General features: G+C 73.8%; 12 protein-coding genes. 4 read left to right on the top strand and 8 right to left on the bottom strand.

What is annotated here, in order from left to right:
* The first annotated feature begins 2 nt into the window (after nucleotides 1–2).
* Together OG974_RS03350 and OG974_RS03345 are read left to right on the top strand one after the other, a co-directional pair.
* On the top strand, nucleotides 3–764 hold the full coding sequence (locus OG974_RS03350) for a class I SAM-dependent methyltransferase (protein WP_327279448.1): 762 nt from the start codon (nucleotides 3–5) through the stop codon (nucleotides 762–764).
* A gap of 225 nt (nucleotides 765–989) precedes the next feature.
* Nucleotides 990–2,579, top strand: a complete 1,590-nt coding sequence (locus OG974_RS03345; RefSeq protein ID WP_327279447.1) for an RNA polymerase sigma factor — start codon at nucleotides 990–992, stop codon at nucleotides 2,577–2,579.
* A gap of 4 nt (nucleotides 2,580–2,583) precedes the next feature.
* Here OG974_RS03345 and OG974_RS03340 read toward each other — a convergent pair whose 3' ends face one another.
* From OG974_RS03340 to OG974_RS03315, 6 genes are all read right to left on the bottom strand, one after another.
* Nucleotides 2,584–4,398, bottom strand: coding sequence for a hypothetical protein (locus tag OG974_RS03340; RefSeq protein ID WP_327279446.1), 1,815 nt, complete (start codon nucleotides 4,396–4,398; stop codon nucleotides 2,584–2,586).
* 131 nt (nucleotides 4,399–4,529) lie between these two features.
* Nucleotides 4,530–5,591: a MoxR family ATPase gene (locus OG974_RS03335; protein WP_327279445.1), complete on the bottom strand. Its 1,062-nt coding sequence runs from the start codon at nucleotides 5,589–5,591 to the stop codon at nucleotides 4,530–4,532.
* A 92-nt stretch (nucleotides 5,592–5,683) separates the two neighbouring features.
* Nucleotides 5,684–6,124 (bottom strand): SRPBCC family protein, encoded by a 441-nt coding sequence (locus OG974_RS03330; protein ID WP_327279444.1) that lies wholly within the window; start codon nucleotides 6,122–6,124, stop codon nucleotides 5,684–5,686.
* Nucleotides 6,125–6,177: 53 nt separating this feature from the next.
* Nucleotides 6,178–7,587 carry an amino acid permease gene (locus OG974_RS03325; RefSeq protein ID WP_371645345.1) on the bottom strand — a complete coding sequence of 470 codons (1,410 nt, stop codon included), beginning with the start codon at nucleotides 7,585–7,587 and terminating at the stop codon, nucleotides 6,178–6,180.
* Between the two features lie 74 nt (nucleotides 7,588–7,661).
* Nucleotides 7,662–9,824, bottom strand: a complete 2,163-nt coding sequence (locus OG974_RS03320) for a phage holin family protein (protein ID WP_327279443.1) — start codon at nucleotides 9,822–9,824, stop codon at nucleotides 7,662–7,664.
* Between the two features lie 227 nt (nucleotides 9,825–10,051).
* Nucleotides 10,052–10,456, bottom strand: coding sequence for a hypothetical protein (locus OG974_RS03315; protein WP_327279442.1), 405 nt, complete (start codon nucleotides 10,454–10,456; stop codon nucleotides 10,052–10,054).
* A 125-nt stretch (nucleotides 10,457–10,581) separates the two neighbouring features.
* Here OG974_RS03315 and OG974_RS03310 point away from each other — a divergent pair, with 125 nt between their 5' ends.
* Together OG974_RS03310 and OG974_RS03305 are read left to right on the top strand one after the other, a co-directional pair.
* Nucleotides 10,582–11,358, top strand: coding sequence for an MBL fold metallo-hydrolase (locus OG974_RS03310; RefSeq protein ID WP_327279441.1), 777 nt, complete (start codon nucleotides 10,582–10,584; stop codon nucleotides 11,356–11,358).
* Nucleotides 11,355–11,993: a VTT domain-containing protein gene (locus OG974_RS03305; protein ID WP_327279440.1), complete on the top strand. Its 639-nt coding sequence runs from the start codon at nucleotides 11,355–11,357 to the stop codon at nucleotides 11,991–11,993. The genes OG974_RS03310 and OG974_RS03305 overlap by 4 nt, the downstream gene beginning before the upstream one ends.
* A gap of 374 nt (nucleotides 11,994–12,367) precedes the next feature.
* On the opposite strand, the gene OG974_RS03300 is transcribed toward OG974_RS03305, so the two are convergent.
* Nucleotides 12,368–13,507: an MBL fold metallo-hydrolase gene (locus OG974_RS03300; RefSeq protein WP_327279439.1), complete on the bottom strand. Its 1,140-nt coding sequence runs from the start codon at nucleotides 13,505–13,507 to the stop codon at nucleotides 12,368–12,370.
* 35 nt (nucleotides 13,508–13,542) lie between these two features.
* A complete protein-coding gene (locus OG974_RS03295) occupies nucleotides 13,543–14,760 on the bottom strand; it encodes an aminotransferase class I/II-fold pyridoxal phosphate-dependent enzyme (RefSeq protein ID WP_328764262.1) in 1,218 nt (405 codons plus the stop codon).
* Between the last annotated feature and the right edge of the window lie 149 nt (nucleotides 14,761–14,909).

Genomic DNA, 14,909 nt, shown 5'->3' with positions numbered 1-14,909 from the left:
ACATGACGCGCACTTTCGATCATCTCGTCGCCGAGGCCGAGTCGGTCTCCGTCGACGGCTGGGACTTCTCCTGGCTCGACGGCCGGGCCACCGAGCAGCGCCCCTCGTGGGGCTACCAGAAACTCATGGGCGAGCGCCTGGCCCGGGTCCGGTCGGCGCTCGACATCCAGACCGGCGGCGGAGAGGTGCTCGCCGGGGTGGGGACCCTGCCCCGGCTGACGGTGGCCACCGAGTCCTGGCCGCCGAACATCGACAAGGCGACCCGGTTGCTGCACCCGCTGGGCGCGGTCGTCGTCGCGGACGCGGACGAGCCGCCTCTGCCGTTCGGCGACGAGGCCTTCGAGCTGGTCACCAGCCGGCACCCGGTGACCATCTGGTGGGAGGAGATCGCCCGGGTCCTGCGTCCGGGCGGTACGTACCTCTCGCAGCAGGTCGGGCCGGCGAGCGTCTTCGAGCTCGTCGAGTACTTCCTCGGGCCGCAGCCGGAGCAGGTCCGCCGGGGCCGGCACCCCGACGACGCGGTCGCCGACGCCACCGGGGCCGGCCTCGAAGTCGTCGATCTGCGCTCCGAAAGACTGCGAACGGAGTTCCACGACATCGGAGCCGTGATCTACTTTCTCCGGAAGGTGATCTGGATGGTGCCCGGCTTCACGGTCGGGCAGTACCGGGACCGGTTGCGCGAGCTCCACGAACAGATCGAACGTGAGGGTCCGTTCGTGGCACAGACCGCCCGTTTCCTCATCGAGGCCCGCAAAACGGGCTGATGGGAAGGGCGGCGGGGCGCGGACGGATCCACGGCCGATCGGTTGCGCGCCCACAGCGTGGCGCAGGTCACTCAATTCAGCGCGTAACGAATCGACTCGGGCATGCGATGAACCGACAGGTGTCCTCGCGCGGCCCCGGAATACAGACCCCCCTCGGGTCTGTTTCCCGAGTCCGCGCGATGATGTCCCGCCCACTCCTTATCTGTTCGCAACGAGAGGCTCCTTGTGTCGCTCAGCCCGTCCCGTACGTTCCCTCCGGAGATCGCCGAATCGGAGGCCCTCGTCACGCTCGTCGAGCGCGGCCGCGAGCAGGGTCACATCAACGGTGACGACGTGCGCCAGGCCTTCGAGGCCGGCCGCATCCCGGTGGACCAGTGGAAGCGGGTCCTGCGCAGCCTGAACCAGGTCCTGGACGAGGAGGGTGTCGCGCTGCACGTCAGCGCCGCCCCCGCCACGAAGGCCGCCGCGAAGAAGCCCCGCAAGGCGGCCGCCGCGCCTACCCGCACCGTGACCAAGAAGGCGGCCGCCGCGCCGCGCCCCATCGGTGCGCGCAAGGCCTCGGCCACCAGCGCGGTCCCCGCCACCGCGGCGGCGATATCCACGTCGCCGGCCGCGGCCACCGAGGACGAGGTGACGGCCGATGCCGTCGCCGAGCCGAAGAAGCGGACGGTCAAGAAGACCGCCGCGAAGAAGACCGCGGTGAAGAAGACCGCCGCGGCCAAGAAGACCAGCGCCAAGGACTCCGACGAGGGTGAGAACCCGGCCGCCGAGGGGGAGGACTGGGCCGCCGAGGACCTCGTCGACGACGTCGAGGAGGGGGCCCCCAAGGCCAGCGGCACCCAGGGCTTCGTCCTGTCCGACGACGACGAGGACGACGCCCCGGCGCAGACGGTCATGGTGGCCGGTGCCACCGCCGACCCCGTCAAGGACTACCTGAAGCTGATCGGCAAGGTGCCGCTCCTCAACGCCGAGCAGGAGGTCGAGCTCGCCAAGCGCATCGAGGCGGGTCTCTTCTCCGAGTACAAGCTCGAAGAGGAGGAGGACCACAAGCCCGCGTTCAAGCGCGAGCTGGAGATCCTCGTCGAGGACGGCCGCCGCGCCAAGAACCACCTGCTGGAGGCCAACCTCCGTCTCGTGGTCTCGCTGGCCAAGCGCTACACCGGCCGCGGCATGCTCTTCCTGGACCTGATCCAGGAGGGCAACGTCGGCCTGATCCGTGCGGTGGAGAAGTTCGACTACACCAAGGGCTTCAAGTTCTCCACCTACGCGACCTGGTGGATCCGGCAGGCGATCACGCGTGCCATGGCCGACCAGTCGCGCACCATCCGCATCCCCGTCCACATGGTCGAGATCATCAACAAGCTCGCCCGCGTGCAGCGCCAGATGCTCCAGGACCTCGGCCGGGAGCCCACTCCGGAGGAGCTGGGCAAGGAACTCGACATGACCCCCGAGAAGGTCATCGAGGTCCAGAAGTACGGCCGCGAGCCGATCTCCCTGCACACCCCCCTGGGTGAGGAGGGCGACAGCGAGTTCGGTGACCTCATCGAGGACTCCGAGGCGGTCGTTCCGGCCGACGCGGTCTCCTTCACGTTCCTCCAGGAGCAGCTCCAGTCCATCCTGGGCACGCTCTCCGAGCGTGAGGCGGGCGTCGTCTCGATGCGGTACGGCCTGAACGACGGCCAGCCGAAGACGCTGGACGAGATCGGCCGCGTGTACGGGGTCACCCGTGAGCGCATCCGCCAGATCGAGTCCAAGACCATGTCGAAGCTGCGCCACCCGTCCCGCTCGCAGGTGCTGCGCGACTACCTCGACTAAACCGTCAGGTCAGCCGGAACACCGGCCCCCGGGGCGTGAACGGCAGGGAGGCACCCTGCGGAACCAGATAGGCGTGCTCGCGCCGGATCCGCAGGGTGTCGCACCCCCCGTCCGTGATCACCAGCACCGGGGCGCCCGGAGGGAAGTCCTCCGCGCGCTGGAGTAGGTCGATGCCCGGCTGGAGCGCGGTCCCGCCGCGCCCGCGCACCTTCACCCTGCCGGCGATGTCGACCGGAGGCAGATAGCCCGCGTCGTACGGCGCCGCGTCACAGAACACGACGCGTGCCGCCGGTACGTCGCGGGCTTCCGCGTACGAGGCGATGGCGCCGAGCGCCTTGCCGAGCAGGGCCGTGGGCATCGATCCCGAGGTGTCGAGGACCACGCCGAAGGTGCAGCGGGCGATCTCCTCGGGCGGGAAGTACCGGCCCGCCCGGGGGATGTCCGGGGTGGCGGCCTGACGGCGTGCCGGGCGCGCGTAGGACCGTACGGGCTCGGGGCGGGGGACGTACTCGTCGAACCAGCGGGCGAGCCGCGCGTCCCAGGGCACGGGCGGGTGGGCCAGCGCCCGGATCTCCTGGACCAGCCCGGCGGGCAGCAGCCCGCGCTCGCCGTACGCGTGCAGGTCGAAGCCCTGGACCAGGCCGCGCCGGTAGAAGTCGTCCAGATCGGTGTACGGGAGGCTGCCCGCATGGGTCAGCGGCTCGCCCAGGACGTCCCCGAGGCCCTTGCCGCGCAGGGTCGACAGCCGGCGCAGTCGGCGCAGGTCGGTGGCGATCCGGTCGTAGACCTCCTCGACGGAGAGGTCCTTCAGCTCCGGGTCGTACAACAGCCCCTCGGGCATCTCGCCGACGTCCATCTCGACGAGCCAGCCGTTGACCACGTAGTCGGCGGCCACGTTGTGCAGGTACGGGTCGCGGGCTCCGCAGCGCTCGCCGTGACGCAGGGCGGCGTGCAGCATCTCGTGCGCGAGGACGAAGCGCCACTCCCCGTCGGTGAACCTGCGCAGCGGGTTGACGTAGATCTCCCCGGCGCTCGCGCTGACGGCGGCGACGGCGATGTCCTGGGCGCGGGCGAGCTCGGCGTCGGCGACGATCCGCAGGCCTGCGGCGAGGCCGCCGAGGAGCGGGTACGAGGAGACGAACCAGTTCAGGGCCCGGTCCCAGGCGTGCTGGCGGACCCGCTCCCCGGTGACGTGGTCGCGGCGGCCGCCGGCCGTGTCCATGGCGGCGGACACGCTGCGGGTCAGGGCGTGCGCGAAGGAGGTCTCCCAGTCGGGGGCCGTGTCGTGCTGCCCGCCGCCCCAAGTGACCAGGAACTGGTCCGGGTGCTCCCCGGCGGCGCCGCAGTGTGCGTGGGCGGCCGGGACGCCGTCGCGGCGCCAGCGGGCCGCGAGCTGCTCCTCGTCCCCACCGGGGTACTCGGCGGGGAGGTGGTCGGGGGTCCGGCCGACGGGGAAGGTCAGCAGGAAGCGGTTGACGACGGCGCAGCGGGCGGCGAGGTCGGCGGAATCGGGCTGCGGGCGGTCCTCGTCCTTGGCGGCGGGTACGTGGCCGAAGCCGAGGTGGAGCAGGCAGTGGGCGAAGGCCCAGGCCCACTCGCCCGCCTCGGCGCGGCGGGTCGGGTGGGCGTGGATCACCCCGTTGGAGGTGACGAGGGCCAACCCGCCGGCGGTGGCGGCGCAGGATGCGCACCGGGCATCGCGGCAGAGGGTGGCGCAGAGCGCGCCGAGCGCCGGGTTCTGCCGGATCGCGGCCCGGCCCGCCTCGTAGGCGAGGGTGGCCGGGTCCGGGGCGGCGGGCTTCTTGGTCTTGCGGGTCACGGGATCACTTCCGGCTCACGGGCGGGGCTCGCCGGCAGGGCGGGCGTGCCGGGGAGGGCGGGATGCGGGGACGTGCCGGGCGGGGATGCGGGGGCCTGACCGGCGGGGCCCCGCCGGGCCGGGGGCGTGCCTCACCTGCGCGCCGCGACGAGCCGCGGCATGTCGCGGGCGGCCTCCACGAGGAACCAGGCGGGCAGTACCGGCAGGCCGTCGGCGTCGTCGGCGATGACCGTCTGCGCGACCTCGACGGAGATCTCGGCGAGCTGCACGAGCAGGGACTTCGCCCGGTACGCGGTCTGCCGGACGGCGGGCGAGACGTGCTCCTTGCGCTCCGGGAGCTCCTTGATCAGGCGGCCCCGGAAGGCCTCGGCGAGGTAGTAGAGAAGATCGCGGTCGGCGGGGCGGGTGGGCCAGGACGCGTCGCCCTTGATGATCGCTTCGATGCCGAAGGTGTGGCGGACGATCTTGGCGTAGCCGCAGAAGGAGACGGCGTGCGCCGGGGTGAGGGTGCCGTGCGCGACGATCTTCAAGGTCTGCTCGTCCAGGCCGGTCCCGAAGGAGTGCAGGGCGTCGGAAAGCATGTGCCAGGAGCGCGGCGTGGAGAAGGGCTCCTCCGTCTTGGGCGGCGCGGACCACAGGTGGTCGGGGCGGTCGGTGAGGTAGTCGGTGATCCAGGGGTGGATGCCGTTCTCCCCGGCCCAGACCAGCCAGTCCCCTGCGGAGGCCTGGAGGTGCACGTGGGTGAGGCGGTTGACCAGTGCGGAGGCGATGGGCCGGGCCAGCGCGTTGTCGGTGGCCCGGTTGCCCGCGCCGATGACGATGGAGCCGGCGGGGAGCTCGTAACTGCCGATCCGGCGGTCGAGGATGAGTGAGTAGAAGGCCTTCTGGACGTCCGGGGTAGCGGCGTTGAGCTCGTCGAGGAACAGGCAGTACGGCTCGTCGCGGGCGATGGCCTCGGGCGGGCAGAACACGGAGCGGCCGTCGCGGATCTGCGGTACGCCGATCAGGTCCTCGGGCGCGAGCTGCGTGCCGAGCAGGCTGACGCATTCCAGGCCGAGGGATTCGGCGAACTTCCGTACCAGCGACGACTTGCCGATTCCGGGTGCCCCCCAGAGGAACACGGGCCGCACGGTGGCGAGTCCCAGCAGCAGCTCGGGGATCTGGGCGGGGGTGACGGTGGCGGCAGCCTGCACGAGAAGCGGTCCTCAGGGGTGGGGTACGTGGCGCGCCCAGTGTGGGCGCACCGCGTACCCCGGAGCACCCGGTTTTCCGCGGCGGCCTTCCTTCAGTGCTCCAGGAGGTGCTTGAGCTTCTCCTCGTTGCGCGGCATCTCCTTGCGGGCGTACGGCTTGACCACGAGCGGCGCGATGACCCTGCCGACGCCGTGGCCCTCGAAGTCGAGGTCCAGGGTCACGCGTGAGCGCCTGCCGCCGTCGAGGGATACGACCGTGCCGCGCACGTCGCCGCGCACGAGTCCGTCGACCCCGCGCAGGCGCCAGCTGCGCGGCCGGTCGAATTCCTTGACCTCCATGGTCATCGGGAACCTCCGCTTGCCCACGCGCCGGGTGACGGCGACCTTCGAACCGAGGTGGAGGGGTGCGCCGTCGAGCGGGTGGGCGGAGACGGCGCTGTCCTGCCACTCCGGCAGGTGCCTGGGGTCCGTCATGTAGTCGAAGACTTCCTCGGGACTGCGGGAAATGTCGATGCTCTTTCTGATCGCGGACATCGCGACCCCTTACTGCCCCCTGCTTGTCCCCTCATTCCACGCTACCGCGCAGGTCAGGCGGTGGCGCGGTGCTTTCGCGCGGACATCACGGCGTAGCAGAGGACGCCGGCGAAGAGGAACAGGACGCCCTGGTAGACGGCTGCGTAGCCGGAGCCCGCGACCAGCCACATCGAGAAGGCGAAGGCCAGGCAGGCGAGGACGCCGTCGCGGATGAGGCGGCCGCGGTGGACGCGCTCGGACTGCCCGGAGAGCAGGAAGTGGATCTGCGCGGCGGTGGAGAGCAAGTACGGGACGGTCGCCGTGAAGGTGGTGACCAGGACGAGGACCTCGAAGACGCCGGCCGAGCCCCACGTGTAGTTGTAGACCGTCAGGCAGGAGGCCAGGGCGACGGTGACGAGCACGCCGGCGACCGGGACGCCCCGCTTCTTCGTCTCGAAGACCTTCGGGAAGAGACCGTCGCGGGCGGCGGCGTACGGGGTCTGCGCGCTGAGCAGGGTCCATCCGTTGAGGGCGCCGAGCATCGAGATCACGGCCGCGCAGGCGACGAGGGTGCCGCCCCAGGTGCCGCCGGACCCTGCGTCTGCGGAAAACATGGCGTTGACGGCGTCGGTGAAGGGGGCCTGGGAGGACACCAGTTTCTCGTGGGGGACGAGACCGAAGACGGAGACGGTGCCCAGCAGGTAGACGGCGGCGGCACCGATGGTGCCCAGGACCGTGGCCCGTCCGACGTTGCGGGCCGGGTCGCGGACCTCGCCCGCGCTGACGGCGGCCGACTCCACTCCGAGGTAGCTGAAGAGCAGGATCGCGGCGGCGGCGGAGACCGCTCCGACGGGGCTCTGGCCGGTGGCCGAGAAGGGGCCCAGGTTCGCGGGGTCGAAGAAGAACAGCCCGCCCACGGCCACCAGCATCAGCGGTGCGAACTTCAGTACGGTGGCGACCAGTTGGACGGCGCCCACGTACCGGGTGCCGGCCAGGTTGGCGAGCGCGGGGAGCCACTGCACGGCGAGGGCGGCCAGGCACATCGCCGCCTTGTGCCCGCCGATGGCGGGGAACAGCACGGTGAGGTAGCCGACGGCCGCCACCGCGAGGGCCGCGTTCGAGACCCAGGCGGTGATCCAGTAGCTCCAGGCCGCGAGGAAGCCGGCGAAGTCACCGAACGCGGCGCGGGCGTAGACGTACGGGCCGCCGGTCTGCGGGAGGCGCTGCGCGAGCCGGCCGAAGACGAGGGCGAGGGCGATCGCACCGGCGGTCAGCACGCCGAAGGCGACCAGGCTGATCGTGCCGAACGGGGCCACCGAGGCGGGCAGCAGGAAGATCCCGCCGCCGATGATGTTGCCCATGACCAGGCAGGTCGCGATCGGCAGGCCGAAGCGCCGGGCGTGGGGGCCGGCCGCCTCCTCGACGGGTGTCGGGGACGGTGTCGGGGTGGGGGTGGGGGTGGGGGCGTGCAGGGTGGAGCTCACGGGTGGTACGCCTCGGGTGTTTCATATGCTGGACAGGTCGACATATCGTCGGGCACGCCCAAAGCCGCACCAAATCAGCGGTTTTCGTCCTGCGCGGGCACCTCTGTGGAAGGAAAGCTTCCGCCATTTCCGCCCCTGAGCGGGGGTTCCTCCGCCAGCTGACCTGCGGGGACTGCCGTGGGGTCCGCGACCGACCCGCCCACCGGCGGAGCCACCGGCACCTGAGGGCCGTCCGCCTCGCGCAGCCACCGGCGCAGCACCTCGTGCACCGCCTCCGCGCCCACCAGATCGGGCTCCGGCTCGGACAGTTCCGTCGGCCACATCAGGAACGGGTGCCCCTGTTCCCCGCCCAGGCCCCCGTGCGAGCCGACCTGCTCCTCGAAGGCGTGCACCGACCCGGTCCGCGGGTCGTACGCCGAGTTCACCATGACGTCGGCCACGTGCGGGAACCTGTCGGTCCGGCGGACCGCCTGCGCCGCGCCCGGGCCGAACCGGGCCAGCAGCCCTTCCGCCGCACCGGGCTCGTCCAGGCGCGCGATCGCCCCGCCCGGGCCCAGCACCTGCCCGTCCACCAGCAGGAACCCGATGCCCGGATGGTTGGCCAGGGTCGCGAGCAAGGCCGGGTGCGCCCGGTCGATGTGCTCCCGCGAGGCCCGGCCCGGCACGTCCGGGAAGGAGATCAACCCGAGGTTGCCCGAAGCCAGCACCACCGGGTCCGGGCCCCGCTCGGGGTGGGCCTCCGCGCCCTCCTCCACCGGCCGGTGCAGGGCCGCGAGCACCGCCGTGCGGGCCTCGGCGCCGCTGCGGGTACGGCCGGCCCGGCGGGAGACCGGCAGCCCGCAGCCCGCGCGGACCAGGTCCTTCAGGGTCAGCCCGTACCGGCCCAGGAAGGTCTCCCCCGGGCTCTGGCCGTGGTCCGAGAGCAGCACGATCCGGTACGTGCGGGGCGCGTGCTCGGCGACCCGGGCGATCAGCGCGAGGCTCCGGTCGAGGCGGGCCAGCACCCGGTCGGTGTCCCGGCCCTGCGGCCCCGAATGGTGCGCGACCTCGTCGTAGGCGACCAGGTCCGCGTAGATCGCGGCGCGCCCCGCGAGCATGTCGCCGATCACCGCCGCCACGACGACGTCCCGTTCGACCACCGTCGCGAACGCCCGGATCAGCGGGTACAGCCCGCCCCGGGCCACCCGCGGCCGCTCCCCCCGCATTCGGGCCCGCAGCGACTGGCCGATCTCCCGGACGGCCTCGGCGGTGAAGGACAAGGCGGTGCGCACGGCGTTGGCCGGGTCGCAGAAGTACGCGAAGTAGCCCGCGCGGGAGCGGTTCGCCCGGCCCCGCCGCGCCGAGACCGACAGGACGAGGGCCAGCTGGTCGGCGCCGCCGCTGAACAGGTTGCCCCGGCTCGCCCCGTCGAGGGTCAGCAGCCCGCCGTCATTGGTGCGCGCGATGGCCCGGCGCTGGAGTTCGGCGGCGCTGGTGGGCCGGTTGCAGACCATCACCTCGCCGGTGTCCTTCTCGTACCAGCGGAAGGCGGGCACGTCGAAGTTGGAACCGTGCAGGATCCCGAGCTGGCTGGCGCCGGTCTGGCTGGACCAGTCGGTGCGCCAGGACGTGATGCGGTGGCTGCCGTCCAACCAGCCGGCCACCGTCGGCATCAGGGCGTTGCCCGCCGCCCGGTGCAGGGCCTCGTAACCGACACCGTCGAGCTGGAGGAACACCAGGCCCGGCGCGCTCTCCCCGGCGCCGGGCGCGCCCTTGCCGGGCCGGCCGCGCAGGCGTCGGCGGCGGCGGTCTGCCAGCCGGTAGAGCCTGCGCCGATAGGCCTCGTCGTCGCGTACGGCGAGCGCGGTCGAGGTCGCCGAGGCGACGGCGGACATGACCGCCGCCACCACCACGGCGGTCTCCGGGGCCACTTCGCCGCGGCCGGAGGGGATCAGGCTGAGGGCGAGGAGCAGCAGCGAGCCGTTGAGGAAGAAGACGAGCACGCCGAGCACGAGGGCGGGCACCAGCAGCAGCGCCCGGACCAACACCGGCCACACGAGTGCGCTCAGCAGGCCGAAGGCCCCGGCGCCCCAGGCAGCGGTCAGCCCGATCTCGGTGATGCTGTCGCCGTCGCCGGACTGGAGCCGGAAGTCGGGCAGGATGCCGGCCAGCACGAGCATGGTGAGGGTGGACACCGCCCAGACGAGGATCACCCGCACCAGGGCGCTGCCCGTGGTCCGCCACCGTCCTCGCCGCACTGCGTACCGCCTCGTGTCTCCCCCGGAACCGCGCCCCGCCCGCGGTCCCCGCCGCCGCACCCTCCAGCGTCGCACAGGGCGGCGGGCCCGGCCGGGTGGAACGGGTGGCGCACGGGCGTACGGAGCGGGCCGGTCGCGAGCCGGGGCGCCGTGGGGCCGGGGCGCCGTGGGGCCGGGGCGCCGTGGGGCCGGGGCCGCCCTAGCGGGGCGCCGGAGCGGCTGCGGTGTTACGTGCCGTCGTAGCCGGCGGTCGGCATGGACAGGCGGCGGTGCACCTCGGCCTTCATGGCGGAGGTGTACTGCGGCTCGGCGAGCCCGGCGGTCTCCAGTCGGACACCGCGCCGCCGGCACTCGGCGGTGAACTCCTCGACGGAGCGCAGCGCGCGGGCCAGTACCCGACGGTTGGGGGCGACGAACAGGTCGACCTGTCCGGCGTCGACGTCGCACCAGAGCCCGCAGTGGTCGGCGCGCAGTCCGTAGAACAGCAGTTCCTTCGTCACCACGTAGCCGTGGTCGGCGGCCCAGCGGGCGCACATGGCGTGCTGGCTCCGGGTGTCGACGGCGAAGGGGTCGGTATCGAGGTCTTCGAGCGGGGCCAGGCTGGCGATCGCGGCCACGCGCAGGTCATCCATGCCGCCCGACCCTACTCCGATCCGCCGCCCGGGAGGAGGGGGCTGCGGGCTTCGGTTCGGGGCGCACCGACGGGGCAGGATTAGGCTTCGAGGGTCCGGGGACGCGACGGCGACGGGAAGGCCGGATGCCGGTGGAGATCACCTGGTGGGGCCATGCCACCTGCACGGTCGAGGAATCCGGGGTGCGGCTGCTGACCGATCCGCTGTTCGCCCGGCGGCTCGCGCACCTGCGTCGGCGGCGCGGAGCGCTGCCCCCGCCGGAGGCGGCCGAGGCGGACGTGGTGCTGGTGTCGCACCTGCACGCCGACCACCTGCACCTGCCGTCGCTGGCCCGGCTGGCACGCGGGACCCGGCTGCTGGTGCCGGCCGGGGCGCGCCTGGCCGTGCCGGGGCTCGCACGGGTCGCGCAGGTGCGCCGGCTGGCGGTCACCGAGGTGGCGCCGGGCGACGAGGTGGGCGTCCGGTCCGGCGTACGGGTCCGGGCGGTCCGGGCGTGCCACGACGGGCGGCGGCTGCCGTTCGGGCCGCACCTGGCGCCGGCGCTCGGGTACGTGGTCCACGGCTCGGCACGGACGTACTTCGCCGGGGACACCGGGCTGTTCGACACGATGGCCGAGGAGGTCGGGCCGGTGGACGTGGCGCTGCTCCCGGTCGGCGGCTGGGGCCCGTACCTGGGGCCGGGGCACCTGGACGCGGGGCGGGCGGCGCGAGCGTTGGCCGCGCTGGCGCCGGCGGCGGCGGTGCCGGTGCACTACGGAACGTACTGGCCCATCGGGATGGACGCGGTGCGGCCGCACGAATTCCATGCGCCGGGCGAGGAGTTCGTACGGCAGGCCCGGCAGCTGGCTCCGAAGGTGACGGTACGGCTGCCGGACCACGGCGAACGGGTGCGGCTGCCGTGACGTGGCGCGGGCCGGCGGTGGCGGCTGCGGCGGTGGTGGTCGGCCAGGTGCCGCCGGAGACGACTCGGCAGGCGGTGGGCTACCCGGCGCTGTTCCTGCTGGTGGCGCTGGGGGCGCTGGTGCCCGTGATCCCGACGGGGGCACTCGTGAGCACGGCGGCGGTGGTGGCGTTCCACCAGTCACTGCCCTTCGGCCTCTTGCTGGTGTTCGTGGTGGCGGCGGTGGCGGCGTTCGTCGGGGACCTGGCGCTGTACTGGCTGGGGCAGCGCGGCGTGCGGTCGCGCAACGGCTCGCGGTGGCTGGAGGCCCTGCGCGGCCGGGCCACACCCGAACGGCTCGCCCGGGCACAGGTCAAGCTGGACGAGCACGGGGTCCTGGTCCTGGTGCTCTCCCGGCTGGTGCCGGCGGGCAGGATCCCGGTGATGCTGGCTTGCCTCCTGGCCCGGCTCCCGCTGCGCCGGTTCGCCCGCGGCGACGCCCCGGCCTGTCTCGCCTGGGCGGCGACTTACGGCCTGATCGGCATCCTGGGCGGCTCCCTGTTCTCGGAGCCGTGGAAGGGCGTGGCCCTGGCGGTGGCCCTGACCCTCCTGATCAGCGGGGCCCCCACCCTGTGGCGCCGCCTCAAACCCCACTGACACCGGCCCCACCGTCAACCAAGGCCCGGAGCCGAGCCCCCGCCTACAGCCCACCGGCACCCAAGGCCCGGAGCCCGGGGCGAAGCCCCCAGCCCCACCGCCGACCAAGGCACGAGGCCCAGGACGGAGCCCACCTACAGCCCCACCGGCAACCGAGGCACGGGCCCCGGGGGCGAAGCCCCCCGTACGGCCCCGCCGCCGATCGAGGCGGGGAGCCCGGGGCGGAGCCCCCCCATGCAGCCCCGCCGCCGATCGAGGCACGAGGCCCCTGAGCCGAGCCCACCCATACAGCCCCGCCGGCGATTGAGGCGCGGGGGCGGGGGTGGAGCCCCCGGGACGGTGCCAGGCCACACGCCGCCCCCGGAGGGAGTGGGCTACCACGCTCGGGAGCCGCCGATCGTGAGGTCCCACAGGTCGTCCCGGGGCAGACCGGCCCGGGCCCATGCCGCCCGCACCCGGTGCAGCGGCTCCATCACCGGCTCCGCGGACAGCACGAACGTGCCCCAGTGCATGGGCGCCATCCGCCGCGCCCCCACGTCGAGGCAGGCCCGGACCGCCTCCTCCGGATCGGCGTGGACGTCGCTGAGCCACCACCTCGGCGCGTACGCCCCGATCGGCAGCATGGCCAGCTCGATGCCCGGATGGCGGCGGCCGATCTCGCCGAACCAGTGCCCGTACCCGGTGTCGCCCGCGAAGTACACCTTCCTCGGCGTCACGGCCCGCGTGTCGGTGAGCACCCAGCCGCCCCACAGGGTCCGGCAGGTGTCGATCAGCGACCGCTTGGACCAGTGGTGTGCCGGGACGAAGTCGAAGCGTACGCCGCCCAGTTCCGCGGACTCCCACCAGTCGAGCTCGGTGACCCGGGTGAAGCCGCGGCGCCGGCACCAGCGGGCCAGGCCGGCCGGGACGAAGAGCGGGGTGTGCCGGGGGAGCCGCTTGAGGGTGGGGGCGTCGAGGTGGTCGTAGTGGTTGTGGCTGATCACCACCGCGTCGACGGGCGGCAGCTCCTCCCAGCGCACGCCGACGGGGGTCATCCGGGCGGGGGTGCCGATGATGCGCCGGGACCAGACGGGGTCGGTCAGTACGGTCAGCCCGCCGATCCGCAGGACCCAACTGGCGTGGCCCGCCCAGGTGGCGCAGAGGGTGCCGGGGCCGGCCGCGGGCAGCGGGGCCGGGGCGTAGGGCAGGTCGGGGATGCCGCGCAGCCCGTCGGGGCCGGGTCGGAAGGCGCCCTCGCGGGCGAGCCGGGCGTAGGCGCGGATGCCGGGCAGCGGGGTGGTCAGCCGGTCGGCGAAGGACCGCGGCCAGCTCCGCACCTCCCCCACGGGTCGCGGCGCGGCCGGAGCCGGTGGGGTGCCCCCGGGGGCGGGAGTCACCGGGGCGGCCCCCGCACGGCCGAAGCCCGGGCCGGGGGCCGCCGGAACGGAAACCGGTGCCGGGGGCCGGGGAGCGAGGGGGGAGGCGGGGGCGTCCGGCCGGGTCCCGGCCGGCGGGGTGTCCGTCTGGTCCCTCATCTAGAACTCTCCGTTCACCGCTCGGCGGGTTGCCGTCAGGAGGTCAGTCCGGCCAGGACCGATCCGAGGCGGTCCAGGGAGCGCCGTACGTGCGGGAGCACGAGGGGGTCGCGTACGGTCAGCGCGGCGAGCCGCTCCTGCGGGGTGGCGCCCAGCAGCGGGCCGGTCGACAGGCGGACCCGCAGCGCGCCCAGTTCGTCCGCGAAGCGCTGTCCGCCGGGGGTGGGCGCACCGAGCCGGCTGCCGAGGTAGTCCTCCAGTTCCATCGCGTCGCGGACCCCCTGCCGGGCCAGCCCGGCGCGCAGCGGGCCCAGGTCGGCGTACAGGTGGCGGCCGGCCTGGGGCGGCCGGGCGAGGGCCCCGACGGCCAGCAGCTCGCGGTGGGCGGCGGCGGCGATCACCCCGTGCAGTGTGGCCGCCGCGTGGGCGCGGGCGGTGACGGCGTCGGGTTCGTCGAGCGCGTGCGAGGCGGCCGCGGCGACCGGGCCCGCGACCGTGGCGCCGGTCGCGGTGAGGACGTCGAGGGTGCGGGCCCGCAGCCAGGTGCCGCGCGGCGTGCCGGGGAAGCGGACCACGGCGGCGGGCCATCCGGCGGGCAACAGCGCGCCGGACAGGTCGAGCAGTACGGCGGCCTGGTCGGGCAGCATCTCGGCCGGGCTCAGGACGAGCGTGTCGTGCGGCCGGTGGACGGTGTCGCGCCAGCTCTCGTCGCTGACGACGAACAGCCCGGCGTCCCCGGCCGCCTCGCAGGCCTCGCGCAGCAGTTCGGGCGGGGGCACGGTCGCCGTCGGGTCGTCGGCGACCGAGAGGATGAGCACGCGAGGGTCGCCGCCCTCTGCGCGCACCCGCCGTACGGTCTCCAGCAGGGCGTACGGGTCCGGGATGCCGCCGCATTCGGCGGGCGTCGGCACGTGGTAGGCCCGTCGTCCCAACAGTCGGACCTGTGGTGTCCACCAAGCGGGACAGGGCCTGGGTAGCAGCACGTCGCCCCCGAACGCGCCGAGCAGTGCCAGCAGCAGCGCGGGCGCGCCGGGCCCGGCGGCCACGTTCTCCGGCTCGGTGGGCATCCCGCGCCTCCCCCAGTGCCGGCAGGCGGCCTCGCGCACGGGCTGACCGCCGCCGGGGGGTTCGGGCGCGGACCGTTCGGCGGCGGCAGCGACGACGGCGGTGAGTTCGGGGAGCACGGGCAGGCCGGGTTCGGGCGCGGGCGGTCCGTACCGGACCGGACCTCGGCCCTCCGCCGTGCGCTGCATCCCCGACACCTCGCCCCGCCTTCCGCGGTCCGCACCTGCCGCCGTCCGGCCACGCCCTTGCGGCCGCACCCTGCCGACTGCACCTCCGACTGCACCCTTCTGAACTGCGCCCTTCCGGATGCACCCTTCCGGCTGCACCCTTACGAACA

It is taken from the genome of Streptomyces sp. NBC_00597 (genome assembly GCF_041431095.1).
GTDB lineage: Bacteria > Actinomycetota > Actinomycetes > Streptomycetales > Streptomycetaceae > Streptomyces.
This window is presented reverse-complemented; position numbering and strand designations above follow the sequence as displayed.

Excerpts from the sequence above, each read along its gene's own strand:
- OG974_RS03315 (WP_327279442.1), bottom strand. The coding sequence starts at position 10,456 with ATGGATGACCTGCGCGTGGCCGCGATCGCCAGCCTGGCCCCGCTCGAA.
- OG974_RS03300 (WP_327279439.1), bottom strand. The coding sequence starts at position 13,507 with ATGAGGGACCAGACGGACACCCCGCCGGCCGGGACCCGGCCGGACGCC.
- OG974_RS03295 (WP_328764262.1), bottom strand. The coding sequence starts at position 14,760 with ATGCAGCGCACGGCGGAGGGCCGAGGTCCGGTCCGGTACGGACCGCCC.
- OG974_RS03330 (WP_327279444.1), bottom strand. The coding sequence starts at position 6,124 with ATGTCCGCGATCAGAAAGAGCATCGACATTTCCCGCAGTCCCGAGGAA.
- OG974_RS03350 (WP_327279448.1), top strand. The coding sequence starts at position 3 with ATGACGCGCACTTTCGATCATCTCGTCGCCGAGGCCGAGTCGGTCTCC.
- OG974_RS03310 (WP_327279441.1), top strand. The coding sequence starts at position 10,582 with ATGCCGGTGGAGATCACCTGGTGGGGCCATGCCACCTGCACGGTCGAG.